Consider the following 19,764-nt stretch of genomic DNA (forward strand, 5'->3'; position numbering starts at 1 on the left):
TCTAGTCAGCAAATGCCGTTTCTGCTTCTTTTTGAATAGTCTTTAAAGTGTTTTCTATACTAGAAGTACTTGGGTCATATATGAATTCCCAAAGACTAGTTGTTGCAGTGTCTACAATCGTTGCTGGTGTAGCCTCATAATATCGAATCATTGATAGATAATCATCGCTATTAGCCTTTTCGGTGATATTCTGGTTAGTTTTATTTCCTAACTCAACACCCTCTAAGAAACCAATACCCATATGATCTGCGTAAGCTTGTTGTTTTTCCTTTCCATAATATTCTCTCAATATCTTAATGGCGTCATCCTTTTCTGAACTAGCAGATGAAATTACAATAGGAGACGTTTCATAGAATATGATAGGTTTTTGTGAACTTTCCATTGAAGGCAATATAAATCTACTATAATCAGTCTCTGGCTCTAAACCAAAATCTTCATCTAAATTTTTGGTAAATCGAGTAGATTCATATGTCATAGCAACATCACCATTCGCAAACTGTTTTGCTCTAGTCATATGGTCTACTGGTTCTCCAAAGTATCCGTTATCTAGCATCGATTTCCATATATTCATAACCTCAACTACTTGTTCATCTTCATATGAAATTTCTCCATTAACTAAACTTTTGTACAATTCTGGTTTATAAGCTCCTATCAATTGTTGGAACCATAAAAAACTTGCCCATCCAGCATCTTGCATCCCAATTGGGGTGACATTTTCAGATTTCAAAGTTTCACATAATGCAAGAAATTCATCGAATGTTTTGGGAACATCTAAATTATATTTCTCAAATATTTTCTTATTATAGTATATTCCATTGTATAAAACGGTGGCAGGAGCACCATATATTTTGCCGTCTACTGTAAATGCCTCAGCTAATTCGGGATTTACACCAGCCGGAATATAATATTCTTCCCATTCACTTGATAAATCTTCAATATTTCCTGATTTAGCTATATCTTCCATTCGGTATCCACTCCACCATGTAAACATACCGGGGGAATTTTCCTGCCCAAGAGATTGCTGAACAGCTGTTTGGAAAGCAGTCGTATCAGAATAGCCAACAAAATTTAATCCGACACCAATATCTTCCTTAATTAAATCTGAAATCTCACTATATGCTTCTTCATCATCAACTTTATCGGAAAAGAAATCTACTGTTCCACTTTCAGATCCAGAAGAATTTTCATCGCCTCCACTACATGCAGTAAATAAAAGTAATAAACCAACAATAATAGACCCCAATAATATCTTTTTCATTTTTATTCTCCTTTTTTTCAGTTAGTAAAAAGAAAGTATAACTTGCTGAATTTCTAAAATGGCGCCGTAATAGGAATCTGTAATATATGAATTAATTTTTAATATTAAATAAGACAGTTTGTATATCATTTTTGTTTACCTTAACTGTTATACTGATGTCTTTGCTTTGAGTCTTTTGCAAATCACCGTTTGCAATGTTAGAAGTATAAGCATTTTTTATACCTATATCCTTAAAATTCAAGGTTACAGTAGTATCTACACCCTTGATTTCCTGAATTCGAACATTAAACAAATTATTTCCTGTTTTCCTTATTGCTAAGATTTGAATATTATCTGCATCTGACGTTACAAACGAGTCAGCAGAATTCTCAAGTTTATACGGAACTGTCACACTGGAAAATGGATTTTGAACTTTTGATCCAAACTTATATGCTTCTATTGGATCGAAGTCCCCTGCATGGCTTGAAATACTATAATGAAATTCAATTTCTCCCCCTTGTTTATTTGGGAAGTTTGTATCCCATATATTGTGTAACGCATACGAATATATAGTTTGAGCTTCATTTAAAGGAAGAGTTGTTTCAAATGGTGCATAAGGAATATGAATATTTTCAAGTTGAATTAATGGCGCTTCCATTGTCCCCCATAGCACTGTGTACTCAGCATTACTTACTGAAAGCCAATGTTGAATGGCCTTCATATAATGACAGGAACCTGGTACATGAGGATCTTCTGGCGACACATAATCACCAGTTGTTTCGTATCTTAATTTTCCACCCTCCACATGAAATGGAAATGGTATATAAACTGCTTCCTTTGATTCCGTTTCCGTTTTCATTAATCGGTTGACGATATCAATTCTCTTTAAGTTTCTATACAAAGTTACCTCTTGTTCAATCCACTCACAGCCAGGAGCATGTAGAGTGACTTTCATCTTTTGGAAAACTGAATTTGCTTCACCGGGCTCTACTTTTGCAAGATTTGCAGTACTACGTTTTCCCAAAGTATTTGAATCACCAGTTGTACGAGAAGATAAGTGATTAAAACGTGGAGCTGTAGTATAACTGTCATAGACATATTGATTTAATTGAAATGGTGATTTGGCATTTACAATCTCTTGATTAATTTCCTTATCTACTATGCTAGTAATCCCACCTGTTTCTTGGTCAAAAACGATCTTGTACAATCTATTTTCTAATATATTAGGCTCGTCATTGATTAAATCGGTATGGTACACATTCTCTTCAGTTGTCTCTAAAACAGTATAGGTTTTATATCCAAATGATGGAGTATCTTCTACAACAAACGTGATAAGCGCTCCACGTGGCTTTGGAGTACTTTCCATTCGTAAGTTGATAGAGAAGGTGACCTCCTCACCGCTCACGTTATCAACAATTTTCATAGGTTTTCTAACATCAATTTTTCCAAATGGGACAAAAACAGTTACTATGTCCGTTCTTTCAAATGGCTCTGGATTATAAACTACAATTGCACTCATGTTTTCATCATAATCACATCCTAAAAGGTTAAGTAGTAAATGCTGAGACCTTCTATATTCCGTTAAACTCTGATTATATGCATTCTGTGCAAATCCCATTTTAGTGCTCCATTGAATTTGTCCTGAAGTATTATTCGATAGTGATTTGTCCCACGGGTTCCAAGCCCCCCATGTATGTTCATCAAATAGCACCATGTTATCAAACGCCGTCTGAAGTTCTTCCTGTGGATAATCATACGTATTATCATGCATAGCCGCTATAGAATGAAAAGCCTCTGCAGATCTCAAAAGATGATGGGATTTACGATTAAGACCGTTCGGATATGCACCCTGACCAATACCGTCAGCCCACCAGTCACTCCAGTCTCCTTCGAAAGTTGGTATATCTAGATTGTCTTTAGATTCAATGCTTTCGAAGAACTGTTTGTTTGTAGAAGTTACTATCTTAGGATAAGCCCATTTTTCATTCCATTGTTTGGCGACTTCTGAAGGAATTATACTGGGACCAGCATTATCCCAATACGAACCTTGTACCCGAAGATGCAATGTATCTAATTCATAATCTTCCTCTTCTAATTGTTCAAACAACTCAGGTAACTTCCTAAAAGTCTCTTCATAACTATCAGCGATTCCTAGTCGATTGCCCTCCATGTAAATACCGTGTGGTGTGTCTGTATACCATACTAGAACCTTTTGGCCATTTTCTTGAAGCCAATAAAATGGGCGTTGCAATTTTTCACCTGGAAGTAAATGAGGAATGGATCGCCCTGCATAATTATGAGCTACGGATAAATATTTTATATCCATTTGCGTTAAACACTTTAAAAATCCCTTAGTATGACCAGGAACATCAGTCTGTAAAACAGTATCTATTTCAATACCATACTCATCCCTAAGTTGCTGAGTAGTTTCAAAGGTACGCGCTAATTCATCTATGTGATATGCTTCGGTGTGCATGCTCATATAGGCTCCTGCTACTTCGATACGTCCTTCTTTAATTCTCTGCAACATCTTTTCAACCTGTCCCTTTGGGCGACTTTTCAGCCAATATTTAAGAGGCCAAGTTACTTCTATTACCCATTTAAAGTTAGTATCCGTACTCTTTTCGTCTATATCACATAACTCTAAAACCTGGTCTAGGTATAACAAATGATGTTCTAATACCTCATATTGGGGGTCGGTATATCCAATATCTAGATGAGAATGCTGGACTACGTGAACAGTCCAATGTTTTTCTGGTAAAACTGTGACTGTATCTCCGATTTCATTTGAATTCCATCGTAACACCACACGATAACTGGTTGGCTCACTTACTTCAGGCACATACATCTCTATAGTTGACTTTCCTGCTTCAATTCGTCCAACTGTTTCAACAATCTTTCCGTGTTTACTAGTTAGAATCAACTCCGCACCAGAAATTCTTTCTTCTAATTCAACATTTACAAAAACGACTTGTTTTAATTCACTTTCTTTTCTCACAAAGAAAACTGTATTCTCTGCACTGAAACTGTTAACTTTTGCAGAAGTTAGTGAATCTTTAATTTTAGTGTTATTTGTCAACAATTACTCCCCCATTCTATATTGAATTTAGTTGAGACCAACGCTGTAAACCGCTTACAAATCTTGATAATCAAATTGGTAATCTATCATTTTTTGTCTACCCTGAATCATCCTTTCAATATATTGTTATAACATTATGTTCATATTAATCTTGAATTTCTAAAATGTCAATACCATTTTTTTGTTTTATTAAAAAGTTTGGTCGAAAAGGGATTGCCAAAATGTATAAAGTAAGACTTCCATCAGTGGGGGTTTTACGGACGATTAGAGCACCGTGATAAAAGTTAGTATAGAGGAATTATCAGCTTCATTTTCACAAGCATGGAAATACAAATCAATAGTTGAAAACTGGCATGTTGTTAATGGTGATTTAGATTAATTTACGATCATGGGCTGGTGGTTTTCGCAGGTTTAGCCACTACAGGATTATTAGAATTAACAAATAATAGAAGAAATAGGAATACAAAAGGAACTGCTTAAATAGTGGTATTTTTTGAATCATCTGTAAGTTTGTAATCTTTTTGTAACAATAATGAAACCATAATGTAATTTAATCCGTCTAAATTAGTGAGAATAAAATTGGAGGGATTAAATTAGTATGAAAAAGTGGTTTTATTTATTATTAATTGCTGGAGTGTTAGTAGGATGTGGCCAACAGGAGGATGAAGCATCTTCAAACGAACCAGTTAATGGTGAAAGCGAAGAAAATGTACATGAAGAAGCATCTACAGATTCTGCTGTTAAAGCAGAGGATAGTGAAGAGACAGAAGAAGCTGTTGAAAAAGAATCTGATCAAGAATTGATAACAACATCTCAAGAAACAGAATCAGAAGATGAACCACAACAAAGTCAGGATTTAACTCAAGAACAAAGCGTTAATGAACAAGATATTGATATTGAATTTATCAAAAATGAATTAAAAATCGGAATGACGGAACAAGAGGTTAAAGAGTTATTAGGTGAGCCTTCTAAAACAGGTGGCGATGCAAAGAACGCAGATCCATTATGGCTTTATAACATCAGGCCAGTCAAAGGTTATTATTTCGAAGGCCCCTTTGAGAATCCGGAGATAATTGATGCTTTAGATACAGAAGGTTTGAAAAACAGAGAAGTAGATATCATTCTTTTCCTATCATGGAAAGAAGGCAAAGTCGATTATATTAGTGCCAATTATACCGATGGACAGGGTGATATTAAGGAATACCGCTTATTCGAAGACGGGACTATAAAAGAATCATAAGAGTAAGAGACATTCACCTTATTATTGGTGAGTGTCTTTTTTTATGTATAACATATTATAAAGAGAGAGATCAAGTATGGCTGATAACTTATCACAATTACCAAAATTCAAGGATGTACGTAACAAGCTGAAAAAGCCTGATTCATTTCTCTCATATAGTTAGTTCTGGCGAATTTCAAATAGAGTGATAATGATGAATATTAAATTATTTTGTAGGAACCCCTCTCATCCGGATTTAATAAAATAAGAAAAGGAACAATTATTGTTCTTTATTGCAATACCTTTTAAAAATTTTATTACTCCATAATAGGTTCTTATGATTCTAAATAAAAACGAACTAATTTAATAATCTATTGAAAAATTACATATATATGGTAATACATGTAGTAATATAGCTTTAAAAGGAAGGAGGCGGAATAATTTGGATATTTTTATACCTAAGCCTTATGGCGTGTCTGCGAATGGTTTAATCATCTTTTTAATAGTAATGTTAACTTTTTTACTTTCTGGGTTCATCTTAAAGTTTTTCAGAAAAAATAGGTGACACACATTAAAGCTTTTCAGAAAAATAGATGCTACCCGTTTCCATGTATGGTTCTTTTGACTGTTGATATCATATGCGGTTTAACATCTGCTGCTTCAGTCTGTCTATAATGAAGTCCGTTACTTTTAATAATAGACTAACAATAGGTTAACTACCTACACTCAAACATTAGAATCACTCTGACTCCAACACATCCGCAATTCGCTTACTTGCATAACCATCGCCATAAGGATTACTTGACTTACTCATTTTTTCATATTCTTCTTTATTCTCCAGTAATAACTTGAAGTTATTATAGATATTTTCTTCATCCGTACCTACTAATTTCAATGTTCCAGCATTTACACCTTCAGGACGTTCTGTTGTATCACGCATAACAAGAACTGGTTTTCCTAGACTCGGAGCTTCTTCTTGAATGCCTCCACTGTCAGTCAGGATTAAATAAGACTGGGAAAGGAAATGGTGGAAGTCAATTACTTCTAATGGTTCAATGATTCTGACACGATCATTGTTCCCTAAGATCTCACTTGCTGCTTCTCGAACTACTGGATTCATATGAATTGGATAAACAGCTTTTATATCTTCATGCTCATCGATAATTCGTTTGATTGCTTTAAACATATTTCGTATCGGTTCACCAAGATTTTCACGACGGTGAGCGGTTATCATGATAAGGCGACTACCTTTTGCCCATTCAAGCTGTTCATGTAAATAATCATCTCTAACCGTTGTATTCAGTGCATCAATTGCTGTGTTTCCTGTTACATAAATAGAATCAGCAGCTTTTCCTTCATTTAATAAATTCTGTTTTGACATGTCAGTTGCTTTTTTACGTCTGGCATTCTCTAACCTTCTAAAAATTAATTACTATGTATTTCTATCCCTTATCAATTTTTGAAAAGTTTCTATTTGTTCATCTAATGATTCACTATATTTAATTGTAGAGGAAGCGGTTAAGCCATCTCGAAACCCAATATTCACTAATTCTTTTCGCATTATTTCAATTCGTTCTAATAACAATGCTACGTTTATTTCATCATTATTTTCCTTAGTCATGGCTACTTGACTCCCCCTTGTTGTTTAATAAAACAAAATAAAATTATGAATTTAGCATTACCTTCACTCATGTCCGTCAGCTCACTTATAAATTTACATCCGTACGTATAAACGTACAACTATTGATTATATTATATAGTACGCTTATAGGTACAGTCAATATTTTATATAGAAGTGAGGTAGACCTTTGAAAAAAGTAGAAATAACCGTTAACGAACTACTTCATCAACACAATCTAAGCCTAAATCAATTGCACTTAATGACAGGTGTTCGCAGAGCAACTTTAAGTGAACTGGCAAATGGTAAGCGACAAAGAATACAATTAGAACATATAGAAAAAATAGCAAATGCTCTAGATATTAATGATATTAATAAAATTATAACCATCAAAGAAACAAGCGACGAATAGTGTAGGAAAAACAGGGGGAACAACATTCAAACGAAGTTATTTTTTCTGAAGTGATAGTTAGAATTTTTGTTTCCCTTTGGATAAATCTCAATTTATGCTCTTCATGAGGTACATCTTCTGTTAGTAAAGTCTTTTTGTACTACTAAACAAAATTGTAAAGTTTTTGATCGCTTAAAGGTTTTCTAACACAAAAAAAGACACCAACCACAAAACTAATGTGATTGGCATCCTCCATTTTCCATATTAATCTCTACTAAACAAATCTCTCGTATAAACTTTATCCGCTACATCCTTAATATCATCCGTCAGTCGATTTGCGACAATAACATCTGATATTTCTTTAAACTCGTTGAAATCCTTCACAACTCTTGAACCATAAAATTCATCTTCTTCTAATACTGGCTCATAGACAACAATTTCAACGCCTTTTGCTTTAATCCGCTTCATCACACCTTGAATGGCGGATTGTCTGAAGTTATCAGAATTAGTTTTCATCGTTAAACGGTAGATACCGACAACTTCTGGATTCCTCGCTAGGATACTATCCGCAATATGTTCCTTACGTGTACGGTTTGCATCTACAATTGCACCAATAATGTTGTTTGGTACGTCTTGATAGTTCGCAAGCAATTGTTTGGTATCTTTCGGTAAGCAATAGCCACCATAACCAAAAGAAGGATTATTATAGTGATTACCTATACGAGGATCAAGCCCCACTCCTTCAATAATCTGCTTCGTATTTAATCCGCGAACCTCTGCATATGTGTCTAATTCATTGAAAAAGGAAACACGCATAGCTAGGTAGGTATTCGCAAATAACTTAATCGCTTCTGCTTCCGTGGAGTCTGTATAAAGAATCTCAATATCCTCTTTGATCGCACCTTCTTCTAAAAGATTAGCAAACGTACGAGCACGCTCTGATCTTTCTCCAACTACAATTCGTGATGGATACAAGTTATCATATAATGCTTGCCCTTCTCTTAAAAACTCTGGTGAGAAAATAATATTCTCGGTATTATACTTTTCTCGTAATTCTAATGTATAACCAACTGGAATCGTTGATTTAATTATCATTACTGCATCTGGATTAATTTCCAGTACGGTCTCAATAACATTTTCAACCGTACTCGTGTCAAAATAATTACGATCTGGATCATAGTTTGTTGGAGTTGATATAATTACAAACTCAGCATTTTTATATGCCAACTGTACATCGGTTGTTGCGACCAGATTTAGATCCTTCGTTTCCAAATACGTCTGAATCTCTTCATCGACAATTGGTGACTGCTTGCTGTTAATCATATTGACTTTTTCTTCTATAACGTCGAGCGCAATCACTTCATTATGCTGTGCTAATAAAACCGCATTAGATAAGCCGACATAGCCCGTCCCCGCTACTGTTATTTTCATCTCTCTATTCACCTCTAAAATAATTCTTGTACTTTATTATAACTCTCAATGGTACCAATATCATAACGTAAGCCTTTAAATCTAAAAGCATATACTTGTTTTTGCTGAATCAGCCATGGAATAAAATTCCCCGGTGCATCAGGATTATTACCTGCTGCTAAATATTGCTTAAATAATGATAATGTCTCCGCCTTATATAGATAAAAAGGTGGTACAGCTAAATTTGATTTCGGCTTTTTCGGTTTTTCTTCAAACGATATCACCAAACCATCCTCATTTACTTCTGCAATACCGGTTCGTTTCATTTCATCCGTATCATCTAATTCATGTGTTGTAATACTATCAGCATTCACTTCTTGGAAAAAATGAACGAAATCAACCAATTCAAAATCAAAGAGGTTATCACCAGCTAAGATCATAGTGTCTTCGTCAATTTTATGTTGCTCTAATACATACTGAATATCAGCAATTGCACCTAATCGATTGTCATTTGTAGTTGTATGGTCGTTGACAACGATTATTTCCTTATCTCCTTGATAATTGGCTGACCAGTCTTGAAAACTTGGCGTGAACTTCTCATTGGTGACAATATATACTTCGTCTATTATATCAACTTTTTCGACCTTTTCGATAATATGATTTAGAATCGGTTTTCCTGCTACTTCCAATAAAGGTTTCGCTTTATTCTTGGTTAAGGGATATAATCTTGTCGCATAGCCGGCAGCTAGGATAATACATTTCATCTTCTTCCCTCCAAAACGTGATAAGTACAGACTCTGCCCAATACTTATTCAAAGACTTTTCCCTTCTCCTCCTGATCCACAAAACGTGCACCATTGTTAGTTTTACAGAAGTGGACTTTGTATACGTCTTTATATTCTGGGTGTTGGGTAGGATAAACAGCGTCAATGTTTGCTTTTATTTGTTCTTTATACGCTGGATTGATTAATCCGATACAACAACCTCTGTAACCAGCTCCACTAAAACGAGCACCGTATACACCTTCTGTTTCTTTCAACAACTCATAAATCGTGATCAACTCCGGACAGCCTGATTCATATTGATGAATCGAGCTTTCACCTGATGCAAACATCAATTTACCAAACTGTTCGATATCTCCTTGTTCCCAAGCTTCAATTCCTTGTAGTACACGGTTCTTTTCAGTGAAAAAGTGATCGAGTCGCTTACGGAATTTGCCTGGTACTTGGTCACGATACTTACGATAATGTTCTTCTGAAATATTTCGTAGTTTCACATCCTGCAAAGCGGTCCGTTCAAGACCAGCTAATTCTCCCACAATCCATCCTGCAACCTTACATTCATCTACACGGTTGTTATAGTCTGTCCCCATCAATGCTTTACTAACACCGGAATAAACAACTACTATTTCGAAATCTGGCATTTCAGGTGACTTCTTCACTAATTCATGCTCACCCGTCTGGCAATCCATGACGAGTAAATGATCATCTTCACTTAAAATATTAGCCGATTGATCAAGGATACCATTCTTTAATCCGATAAATTCGGTCTCGACCCAGTGGCTGTAAGAAATCAACTCTTCTTTTGAAATAGTTAAAAGATTTGCTTGAATTAACGCCATCAAGTAGGCTGTTGTCACTGCAGCAGAAGAGCTTAAGCCACCGATTGGTAATTTCCCACTAATGACGGCTCGAAATCCATATTGTAGCTTATGAGCTTGTTGCAATGCCAAAACGGCACCACGAATATAATTCCCCCAAAAACCAGGTAGCATTTCAGGCACTCTGTCGATATGAAAATACTCTTCATCTGGAAAATCGATACTACTAATACGAATATAGCCGTCTTGTGAAGGAGCAAATGCGATTTCAACATTTTCATCAAGAGCCATACCCGTAACAATACCTTCTTGATGATCCACATGTGCACCTAATGGGCAAATTCGTAGTGGTGAATAAATCATTTTAACTTCTTTGTCACCGTATATACGTTTAAATGTATTAATAAGTTCCCTCATGATTAGCAGACCTCACTTGTGATTACATCATAAAGCGATTGATTCTCTCTCATTCCTATAATACCATAAGATTGAGTTTCCAAACCATAAATTGCTATCCCCATTACACCGTAACTGCAATTTTTAACACATTACATTTATCACCAAAACACCTACTATAATAGGTTCTAGAAACCTCTTAAATTTATGAAAATGAATAAGAGTTTTTAGAATGAGAGATAAAGACAAAGATAATTTCCTATATGAGTTAGGTACATATTGTCAACATCTTCGTAAAACAAAAGGCTATTGTATTCCCGAATTGTTGTTACAGAAGTAATTGACATGAGGGAGCAGGGATTAGAGAAGTTTGAAAATGGACATAGTAATATCGGGATTATATATTTAACGAACTTATTTGAATTTCTCGATATCCCAAAAATATTCTAACTGAGTTGCATGCCATATATCTAGATGAAGCAATGCAACACCGTATAAACAAAATTGGTAATAGGATATAGGATTAAATGAAAGAAATAAAATCCAATTATCGTGTTACTCACAATACGCTAGTGATAATTCCTGCCTATCACCCAAACTATAAAAGTATTATCATTGAAGAAGAAAGAGAACTCTATATCACAAAAACGCCATTAACTATCATCCAAGAAAATTGCTTAAACTATGACTCCAGTTATGAAGGTAGAATCAATTCGTTATCATCTATCCTTTCAGAAAAACACACTTATCCCCTTACATCCTACAGCATCGATTATTACCTTTCCTACACGATCACCAAAAGACTATGATTGTACATGGTTATTTGTCAATTATATACAAAACATTTTTAGTGAGACATCAACTGAAACAGGCCAAAACACGATCTTCTATTTTTGCAATCAACGATCGCTAACATTAGGAGAATCTACTTATACCATTGAAAAACAATTCCATCGAGCGGGTATGTGTGCAACGTTATTTAGAAATTGGAATTAATAAATGACGAGAGATAATTCTCGTCATTTTTCTATAAAGAGATTATATCCTTTATAACGAAAGCATTGTTAAAATGATACCTAGATCATACTTTCGTATTTTTTCTTCAACATGTATACCTTTAACAGATCTTCGTAGACTAGCCTTACCTTGTTATCTCGCGCATATTTTTTGATTGTTCGGGAAAGAACTATTTTGCATAATATTTGCTCAAGAATTGTCGTATCCTAAACATATCACAATTATTGTTAGCTGCACTGTTCAATCAGTTGCCACAACATAACTATGATGATGAAAGGATAAAAAAACAGAATATAACATCCCTACCCTGGCTTTCAAGTGGCTCCCAATATGGATACGTCCAGTCCAACAAAGAAAACTTGGCACAACTTCGGCCATGGTCACAATCCATTCCAGTAGGATACGTTATTCCTAATGAATCTAAATAAAGCATACACAAAATCCCCATCTGTGTAGGTAGGGATTTTGTGCCGTTTACTATAAAATTACTATTTACTTACTAAAAACCACCCGTTCAACAATTCTTCCCGATTATAATAAAAACGTTCACCATCCTCATAACGAGTAACTTTTCCACCAGCAGCTTCTACAATTGCTTGTCCTGCACCTGTGTCCCATTCCATTGTAGGAGCATAACGCGGATAATAATCTGCTTTCCCTTCTGTTACTAAACAAAACTTAAGTGAGCTTCCCGATGATACAACATTTATTTCACCATCTAACTGATTAATAAATGCCTCTGTTTCTTCTGACATATGGGAGCGACTTGCAACTACATTCGTAACATTACTTTTTGTCACTTCTGGTAGTTTTACACTTTGATTGATTAAATCATCTAAATTTTTGATATTAACTTTTGATGCATTGTTTAACTTGTATGCTCCTTCATCATTTACACCAAAATAGAATGTATCAAGAGCTGGCGCATAAATAACTCCCAATGCTGGATATTTATCTTTAATGAGAGCTATATTAACTGTAAATTCACCGTTTTTCTTGATAAATTCTTTCGTTCCATCTAATGGATCAACTAACCAGAATTGTTCCCAATCTTTACGTTCTTCGTATGAAATTTCCTTACCTTCTTCACTTAATACCGGAATACCAGCATCCAGTTTTTCTAATCCTGTCGCAATTGTATTGTGTGCTTTCTTGTCTGCTACAGTTAAAGGAGAATCATCCTCTTTAAATTCCACATCAAAATCCTGGGAATATACTTCCATAATCTCATTTCCTGCATTCAAACAAACTTGAAATAAATCAAATATGTATTTACTCATTTTATTCCCACCCTTTATTTTATTTAAAACCATACAATCTTAACTATGGTAACCGTAACTAGCATTACAATGATACTTAAAGGTGTTCCTACTTTCATATAATCACTAAATTTATATCCACCGGGACCGTAGACAATTAGGTTCGTTTGGTAACCAATAGGCGTTATAAAACTTGATGATGCAGCAATTGCGATAATTACCGCAAAGCCCATGTAGTTTACATCTAAAGAGGATGACATCTCTAATCCAATAGGAAGCATTAGAACAGCCGCTGCACTATTCGTAATGAGTTCGGTAAATATATTAGTTAATAGATAGATTGCAACTAGTAAACCGATAATTCCAAACGGTTCACCAATTTCTATAATACCGTCTGCCATCCATGATGCTAATCCCGACTTCGTCATCGCTGTTCCAACTCCGAAAGCACTAGCAATTATTAATAGAACATGGAACTGCATATTTTTCTTTGCCTCTTCAGGACTTATAATTTTGGTTAAGATAAAAATCAACACTGTTAACAGCATTGCTTTAAACATCGATAACAACCCAAATGTTACAGATAATATCATTGCCACTAATACGAGTAGGGAAAACCACCCTTTAGCTCTGTTTTCATTTAAATTATTAGGTGCATCTAATGAAGATACAACATAAAAGTCATTAGAGTGACTATAGGTTTTAATAAAGTCTGAACCTGCTAATAAAAGTAATACATCTCCAGCTTTAGGTACAATGTCTCCAATTTTACTTTTAATCCGCTCATTGTTACGATGTACAGCTAATACACCTGCATCATATCTTGACCGAAATTGGGATTGCTTAAATGACCTTGATAATAATGATGATTGATGAGACACTACCGCTTCCACTAATTGTACTTGTCCATTTTTAAGATCATCTAAATCTAAATGTGTCCCAGTTTCTAACCTTAATCCTTTTATTTGTTGTAATTCCGCAATGGTAGATATCAAACCTGTAAATATTAATCTGTCTCCTCCACTTACTACTGTAGTAGACTTTACGGGAGATATTCTTTCATTCTGGCGAATAATTTCAATCAGATACAATCCCTTCAAATCACGTAAACCAGCTTCTTGAACGGATTTATTTAGAAAAGGAAATTCGTTTGTTACTGTCATTTCTGCAATATATTCCCTTGTATCCTTCTTGACTTGTTCACTAAAACCTTTATTATTTGGTAAGATTTTGTATCCTATCGTGAAGAGGTAAATAAACCCTATAATTAAGACTGGTATACCAACAATAGCTAATTGAAAAAGTGTAAACCCCTCTACCCCATGATCGAGTAACATACCATGAACAACTAAATTAGTAGATGTTCCCATTAAGGTAATAGTTCCTCCTAATATGGTTACATAAGATAATGGTATTAAATACTTTGAAGGAGCGATCCCTCTTTCTTCACACCATTTCTTAATCATTGGTGTAAAGGCAACTACGATAGGTGTATTGTTTAGAAAAGCAGATGAAATAGAAACAGGTAAATAAAAGCGAATCATAGATCCTTTCCTTTGGCTACTTTTATTTAACCAACGGTTCATCACGTGTTCTAGAATACCGTGTTTTTGGACAGCTCCTGCCACAATAAATAATAAAGCAATAGTTAACATACCTTGGTTAGAAAACCCCTTAAATGCTTCTTCAGGAGTTAATAACCCTGTTAATACAAATATAACTAAAACTGAAAATATAACCATGTCAGGTCTTGCCACTTCAAAAAGCAAAGCCAAAAACATTACAATAATAATGATTAATACAAAAGCCATATCAAATGTCATAGAGGAATCACCTCCTTCTTTTAGCATAAAAGCTACTACCATAGAAAATTGATAGTAGCTTTTATCACTTTTAGTCTATAAATTTCATAATTTCTTTTACTACGTAGTCGGTAGCTTCTTCTAATGAATATTTACTTGTATCGATCTCAATTTCAGGATTTTCTGGCTTTTCGTATGGACTAGAAATACCAGTGAAATTAGGAATTTCTCCCGCACGAGCTTTTTTGTAGAGCCCTTTAACATCACGCTCTTCACAAACTTCAAGAGGAGTGCTGACAAAGATTTCAACATAGGAGTCTCCAATAATTTCACGCGCATTTTGCCGGTCACTATCATATGGTGAGATAAATGATGTTAATGCAATTAAACCACCATCATTCATCAATTTACCTACCTCAGCAATACGACGAATATTTTCGACACGATCTTGTTCTTTAAAGCCTAAGTTTTTATTTAAGCCATGACGAACATTATCACCATCTAACAGCATTGTATGATGTCCACTAGCTACCAGTCGCTTTTCTACCTCATTTGCAAGTGTAGATTTACCTGAACCAGACAGTCCTGTAAACCATAATGTTAATGGTTTTTGTCCTTTTTGTTGTGCTCTTACTTCACGTGTTACATCCGTATCTTGCCATACGACATTCGTGGATCTACGTAATGCGTGTTCGATTACACCACATCCAGAGGTCATATTAGTGACACGATCTATTAAAATAAGTCCACCTAGTGATTCGTGATTCTCAAATTTATCAAAAACCATATTCTCAGACAATGAAATATCACATTCCACTAGTTCATTCTTAAAGATTTTATCAGCAGGTATTTCTTTTCCTGTATTGATGTCGATCTTATGTTTGATAGACATTACTGTACCTGGTAATAGCTTCGTTCCTACTTTTACTAGGTAGTTACGACCTTCCACTAATTCTGTATCATCCATCCAAAGGATAGAAGCAGTAAACATATCAGTGACCTGAATATTTTCTGATGTCGTCAATACACATCCACGAGATACATCCACTTCGCGGTCCAATTGCACTGTTACGGGTTGTCCTGCTCCTGCTTCAGATACTTCATAGTCTGTAACAAGTAGGCTTTTTACTTTTGCTTTTTCCTGGCTGGGAAGTGTTACAATCTCATCGCCTTCTTTAATATTTCCGGCTTCAATTTGACCTTGGAAGCCACGGAAAGTATGGTTAGGACGACTCACACGTTGAACAGGCATCACAAATTCATCTTGATCTGCATCATCTTCTACATCGATATCTTCTAGATAAGGTAATAATGCTTTCCCATCATACCACAATGTATTATCTGATTTTTTTGTAATGTTGTCCCCTTCTGTAGCAGAAACGGGAATCACTTGAATACTTTCAAGATTAAAACCATATGTCATCTGTAAGAAGTCATTTTTAATTTCTTCAAAACGTTTCTGATCAAACCCGATTAAATCCATTTTGTTTACCGCAAGTACGATATGTTTAATACCCATTAATGCACAAATACGCGCATGACGCTTTGTCTGAGTAATCACACCTTTTGTTGCGTCTACTAATATAACCGCTAAATCGGCAAAAGATGCCCCAACAGCCATATTACGAGTATATTCTTCATGTCCCGGTGTATCAGCAACGATAAAAGAACGGTCATCCGTTGTAAAATAACGATAAGCAACATCAATCGTAATACCTTGTTCACGTTCTGCCATCAGACCATCTAATAATAAAGAATAATCTATTTCTCCACCACGGCTCCCAACCTTGGAATCTAGTTCTAGTGCTTTTTCCTGATCAGCAAATAATAGTTTTGCATCATAAAGCATATGTCCAATTAAAGTCGATTTACCATCATCTACACTACCACATGTAATAAATTTTAATAAACCTTTCATTCTAGAAATACCCCTCTCTCTTACGGCGTTCCATACTTCCAGCAGCTTCCTGGTCAATCACACGGCTTGTTCGTTCAGATGATACAGCCCCTAAAGTCTCGTCAATGATTTCTTCTAGGGTTTCAGCCTCTGACTCTACACCACCAGTAAGAGGGTAGCAACCTAATGTACGGAATCGAACCTTTTTGTATCTAATTTCTTCGCCCGGCTCTAATTTCAAACGATCATCATCAACCATCACAATATTGTCGTCTCGCTCTACAACAGGACGTTCCTTCGCAAAATAAAGAGGAACAATGTCAATGTTCTCACGTTTTATGTACTGCCAAATATCTTTTTCTGTCCAATTAGATAGTGGGAATACCCTCATGCTTTCTCCTTTATGGGTGCGAGTATTATAAAGCTTCCACATCTCTGGCTTTTGGTTTTTCGGATCCCATGCATGGTTTTGATTACGGAAAGAAAAAACACGTTCTTTCGCACGTGACTTTTCTTCATCACGACGCCCTCCACCAAAAGCTGCCGTAAACTCATATTTATCAAGTGCTTGTTTTAAACTTTGTGTTTTCATAATGTCTGTATAGGCAGATCCATTATCAAACGGATTAATTCCTTGCCCCACACCTTCTTGATTGATATGTTCTATCATTTCAATTCCTAATTCTTTTGCTTTTCTATCACGGAATTCTATCATTTCTTTAAATTTCCAAGTTGTATTCACATGTAAAAATGGAAATGGTGGCTTCTCCGGATAAAAAGCTTTCATTGCTAGATGTAGCATTACAGAACTGTCTTTACCGATTGAATATAGCATTACTGGGTTTTCGCATTCTGCGGCTACTTCTCGAATAATGTAAATTGCTTCAGCCTCGAGTTGATCGAGGTGTGATAATTTATTCATATTTATACCTTCTTTCCAATATTTTTCTTCTTAATTTATACAAAATCACTTTTAAATACATATCGATTAAAGAGGTTTTCCATTTATTCCACTATATTTTTTTTCCATTTCAAGTGTTGTATATTTTTCTATATCCCTTACTTTTATCGGCTTTGCAATAGAAGAACCATAAATGGTACATTTTTTTACTTCCCCAACTACTACAGAACCAGCCCCAATTATTGCTCCTTCCATTATATGAGTGCCAGGTAATATTATAACATTCATCCCTATCCATACGTTCTTCTCAATAATAACTGGTTTATAAATCAAAGTATCATCATATGGTAAAAGACTACCTTCATAATTGTGATTTTGCGTGTATAAAACTAAATTGCGAGAAATATGAGTATTATCACCTATCTCCAATCCACCTTCTCCTCTTATAAATGCGTTATTACCAATATGTACATTAGTTCCTATACTTATATTATTCAATCCTGTTAATACACTACTCCCATTAAAATGTACATTTCCCCCTATATTTCCAATTTCTTTCATATAGTAAGATTTTAAATATAGACTTATTAACTTTTTATAACTCTTACTTAGGATCCAACAAAGCTTACCAATAAACAAAATTATTTTTTTCATATGCTCATCCTTTTTATTAGTCGGTAGATATTTATGTTATACACAAGATAAAATAGCCCTGCCGATATAGAGAGGCCCCATAACATCCCGTTAATTGTATCTTTAAATACTAACATTACTAAAAATCTCACAACTATTGAAACACTAATAATCAATAGACCAAATTCTTGTTTGTTTATAATTGATAACGTTTTGCTAATAGGTGAATTTATAAATTGAAAGAAAAACCAAAAGGATAAAATGTGAATAAATATACCTGTTTTTTCCCATTCATCCCCGAATATTATACCTATAGAAGGAGCAACTACAAAATTTATAGCTAAAATAAATAGTATTCCCATTAACGTAAGTTTTTTTACAGTGTTTTTATATATTCTCAACAATGCTTCTTTACTTTTATTAAACGCTGTAGAGGCTTCTTTAAAATAAACTTGTGCAAAAGAACTACTAATTAGTGACATTGGTTTATATGCTATCCTATGTGATAACATATAAATTCCAACCAATTCTGGCGAATAAAATGCAGAAATCATGAATACCGGTAATTGTAAAGAAAAATCATTTAGAAATACCATAGGGGTATTTATTAAAGGAAATTTTTTATATTTTTTAATTAAGAATTTGAAGCTAATTTCTTTAGTGTAACTAAATTTTTGGTTTCTCATAGCAATTAATGTTGCTACTAAAAATCCTCCTATATGACAAAGAAACAAACTTATAAAAGACGGGTAAAAGAAACCTATTGATAAGGAAGCACCTTGTGTGAATATTTGATGCGAAACATGTGTTTTAGCTAAATCTGTATATCGTTGACTTCTGACCAACAAGTATCTTACTGCTTGAATTAATCCACCCAAAAATACACCTATACTTACTAGGTATAAATATGATTGTAAATGTTGTGCATTAAATAGAGGTAAAATAACTTCACTTCCGTACCACAATATTAATGAGAACAAAAATGTTACAATCAATAATATTAATATTGATAAAATAAACAGATTATCAGATTCTTTTTTGCTTTTTGGCAATACAATCGCCAGTTGAAACTGCATAGAACCAACAGACATCAATAAAGTAACAATCGACAATAGTAGTTGAAAATTCCCAAACGCCTCTGCGGAGTAAATCCTTGTAAGTATTGGTAAAACCACCAAAGGTATTAGAGCTGCTAAAGTACTCCCTGTAAAGACCTTTAAGACGCTTTTATTAAAATTAGAATTTAATAATTTGTTTTTTAATATTTTCATCAGTTTCATGTAATATCATTACCCTCTAGGCGTA

At 34.6% G+C, this 19,764-nt stretch carries 14 protein-coding genes and 2 pseudogenes; 3 read left to right on the forward strand and 13 right to left on the reverse strand.

Going from position 1 to position 19,764, the window contains the following annotated elements; all coding sequences use genetic code 11:
- Position 1 precedes the first annotated feature (1 nt).
- Both ACTWP4_RS02625 and ACTWP4_RS02630 read right to left on the reverse strand, forming a co-directional pair.
- Complete coding sequence (locus ACTWP4_RS02625; protein WP_443127197.1) at positions 2 to 1,258, reverse strand: ABC transporter substrate-binding protein; 1,257 nt, start codon at positions 1,256 to 1,258, stop codon at positions 2 to 4.
- A 91-nt stretch (positions 1,259 to 1,349) separates the two neighbouring features.
- Positions 1,350 to 4,316 (reverse strand): glycoside hydrolase family 38 N-terminal domain-containing protein, encoded by a 2,967-nt coding sequence (locus ACTWP4_RS02630; RefSeq protein WP_443127198.1) that lies wholly within the window; start codon positions 4,314 to 4,316, stop codon positions 1,350 to 1,352.
- 598 nt (positions 4,317 to 4,914) lie between these two features.
- On the opposite strand from ACTWP4_RS02630, the gene ACTWP4_RS02635 reads away from it, so the two are divergent.
- Positions 4,915 to 5,556 (forward strand): hypothetical protein, encoded by a 642-nt coding sequence (locus tag ACTWP4_RS02635; RefSeq protein ID WP_443127199.1) that lies wholly within the window; start codon positions 4,915 to 4,917, stop codon positions 5,554 to 5,556.
- 718 nt (positions 5,557 to 6,274) lie between these two features.
- Here ACTWP4_RS02635 and wecB read toward each other — a convergent pair.
- Together wecB and ACTWP4_RS02645 are read right to left on the reverse strand one after the other, a co-directional pair.
- Positions 6,275 to 6,922, reverse strand: a pseudogene (gene wecB, locus ACTWP4_RS02640) (non-hydrolyzing UDP-N-acetylglucosamine 2-epimerase); the annotation flags it as partial.
- A gap of 45 nt (positions 6,923 to 6,967) precedes the next feature.
- Positions 6,968 to 7,156, reverse strand: a complete 189-nt coding sequence (locus tag ACTWP4_RS02645) for a Spo0E family sporulation regulatory protein-aspartic acid phosphatase (protein WP_443127200.1) — start codon at positions 7,154 to 7,156, stop codon at positions 6,968 to 6,970.
- A 187-nt stretch (positions 7,157 to 7,343) separates the two neighbouring features.
- Here ACTWP4_RS02645 and ACTWP4_RS02650 point away from each other — a divergent pair, with 187 nt between their 5' ends.
- The gene (locus ACTWP4_RS02650) at positions 7,344 to 7,565 is read left to right on the forward strand and encodes a helix-turn-helix domain-containing protein (protein ID WP_443127201.1); all 222 of its coding nucleotides are present in this window, start codon (positions 7,344 to 7,346) and stop codon (positions 7,563 to 7,565) included.
- 243 nt (positions 7,566 to 7,808) lie between these two features.
- Here the strand turns inward: ACTWP4_RS02650 and ACTWP4_RS02655 are convergent, their stop codons facing one another.
- From ACTWP4_RS02655 to ACTWP4_RS02665, 3 genes are read right to left on the reverse strand one after another with little or no spacing between them, the layout of a single operon-like run.
- Positions 7,809 to 8,975: a nucleotide sugar dehydrogenase gene (locus ACTWP4_RS02655; protein WP_443127202.1), complete on the reverse strand. Its 1,167-nt coding sequence runs from the start codon at positions 8,973 to 8,975 to the stop codon at positions 7,809 to 7,811.
- 14 nt (positions 8,976 to 8,989) lie between these two features.
- Positions 8,990 to 9,718 carry a nucleotidyltransferase family protein gene (locus ACTWP4_RS02660; RefSeq protein ID WP_443127203.1) on the reverse strand — a complete coding sequence of 243 codons (729 nt, stop codon included), beginning with the start codon at positions 9,716 to 9,718 and terminating at the stop codon, positions 8,990 to 8,992.
- 44 nt (positions 9,719 to 9,762) lie between these two features.
- On the reverse strand, positions 9,763 to 10,971 hold the full coding sequence (locus tag ACTWP4_RS02665) for a GHMP family kinase ATP-binding protein (protein ID WP_443127204.1): 1,209 nt from the start codon (positions 10,969 to 10,971) through the stop codon (positions 9,763 to 9,765).
- A 506-nt stretch (positions 10,972 to 11,477) separates the two neighbouring features.
- Between ACTWP4_RS02665 and ACTWP4_RS02670 the strand changes: the two are divergent.
- Positions 11,478 to 11,946 (forward strand): annotated as a pseudogene (locus tag ACTWP4_RS02670) (competence protein ComK).
- 509 nt (positions 11,947 to 12,455) lie between these two features.
- Here the strand turns inward: ACTWP4_RS02670 and cysQ are convergent.
- The 6 genes from cysQ to ACTWP4_RS02700 all read right to left on the reverse strand — a co-directional run bounded on the left by cysQ (position 12,456) and on the right by ACTWP4_RS02700 (position 19,739).
- On the reverse strand, positions 12,456 to 13,247 hold the full coding sequence (cysQ, locus tag ACTWP4_RS02675; protein WP_443127205.1) for a 3'(2'),5'-bisphosphate nucleotidase CysQ: 792 nt from the start codon (positions 13,245 to 13,247) through the stop codon (positions 12,456 to 12,458).
- Between the two features lie 23 nt (positions 13,248 to 13,270).
- Positions 13,271 to 15,049, reverse strand: coding sequence for an SLC13 family permease (locus ACTWP4_RS02680; protein ID WP_443127206.1), 1,779 nt, complete (start codon positions 15,047 to 15,049; stop codon positions 13,271 to 13,273).
- A 70-nt stretch (positions 15,050 to 15,119) separates the two neighbouring features.
- On the reverse strand, positions 15,120 to 16,946 hold the full coding sequence (gene cysC / locus ACTWP4_RS02685; protein WP_443127207.1) for an adenylyl-sulfate kinase: 1,827 nt from the start codon (positions 16,944 to 16,946) through the stop codon (positions 15,120 to 15,122).
- Position 16,947: 1 nt separating this feature from the next.
- Positions 16,948 to 17,847 (reverse strand): sulfate adenylyltransferase subunit CysD, encoded by a 900-nt coding sequence (gene cysD, locus ACTWP4_RS02690; protein WP_443127208.1) that lies wholly within the window; start codon positions 17,845 to 17,847, stop codon positions 16,948 to 16,950.
- Positions 17,848 to 17,913: 66 nt separating this feature from the next.
- Positions 17,914 to 18,480: an acyltransferase gene (locus ACTWP4_RS02695; RefSeq protein ID WP_443127209.1), complete on the reverse strand. Its 567-nt coding sequence runs from the start codon at positions 18,478 to 18,480 to the stop codon at positions 17,914 to 17,916.
- Positions 18,477 to 19,739: a lipopolysaccharide biosynthesis protein gene (locus ACTWP4_RS02700; RefSeq protein ID WP_443127210.1), complete on the reverse strand. Its 1,263-nt coding sequence runs from the start codon at positions 19,737 to 19,739 to the stop codon at positions 18,477 to 18,479. The genes ACTWP4_RS02695 and ACTWP4_RS02700 overlap by 4 nt, the downstream gene beginning before the upstream one ends.
- Positions 19,740 to 19,764 lie beyond the last annotated feature (25 nt).

This window comes from Gracilibacillus sp. D59, assembly GCF_052246695.1.
In the GTDB taxonomy this organism is placed as follows: Bacteria; Bacillota; Bacilli; order Bacillales; family Amphibacillaceae; genus Gracilibacillus.

Excerpts from the sequence above, each read along its gene's own strand:
- ACTWP4_RS02625 (WP_443127197.1), bottom strand. The coding sequence starts at position 1,258 with ATGAAAAAGATATTATTGGGGTCTATTATTGTTGGTTTATTACTTTTA.
- ACTWP4_RS02635 (WP_443127199.1), top strand. The coding sequence starts at position 4,915 with ATGAAAAAGTGGTTTTATTTATTATTAATTGCTGGAGTGTTAGTAGGA.
- ACTWP4_RS02645 (WP_443127200.1), bottom strand. The coding sequence starts at position 7,156 with ATGACTAAGGAAAATAATGATGAAATAAACGTAGCATTGTTATTAGAA.
- ACTWP4_RS02655 (WP_443127202.1), bottom strand. The coding sequence starts at position 8,975 with ATGAAAATAACAGTAGCGGGGACGGGCTATGTCGGCTTATCTAATGCG.
- ACTWP4_RS02660 (WP_443127203.1), bottom strand. The coding sequence starts at position 9,718 with ATGAAATGTATTATCCTAGCTGCCGGCTATGCGACAAGATTATATCCC.
- ACTWP4_RS02665 (WP_443127204.1), bottom strand. The coding sequence starts at position 10,971 with ATGAGGGAACTTATTAATACATTTAAACGTATATACGGTGACAAAGAA.
- cysQ (WP_443127205.1), bottom strand. The coding sequence starts at position 13,247 with ATGAGTAAATACATATTTGATTTATTTCAAGTTTGTTTGAATGCAGGA.
- ACTWP4_RS02680 (WP_443127206.1), bottom strand. The coding sequence starts at position 15,049 with ATGACATTTGATATGGCTTTTGTATTAATCATTATTATTGTAATGTTT.
- cysC (WP_443127207.1), bottom strand. The coding sequence starts at position 16,946 with ATGAAAGGTTTATTAAAATTTATTACATGTGGTAGTGTAGATGATGGT.
- cysD (WP_443127208.1), bottom strand. The coding sequence starts at position 17,847 with ATGAATAAATTATCACACCTCGATCAACTCGAGGCTGAAGCAATTTAC.
- ACTWP4_RS02695 (WP_443127209.1), bottom strand. The coding sequence starts at position 18,480 with ATGAAAAAAATAATTTTGTTTATTGGTAAGCTTTGTTGGATCCTAAGT.
- ACTWP4_RS02700 (WP_443127210.1), bottom strand. The coding sequence starts at position 19,739 with ATGAAACTGATGAAAATATTAAAAAACAAATTATTAAATTCTAATTTT.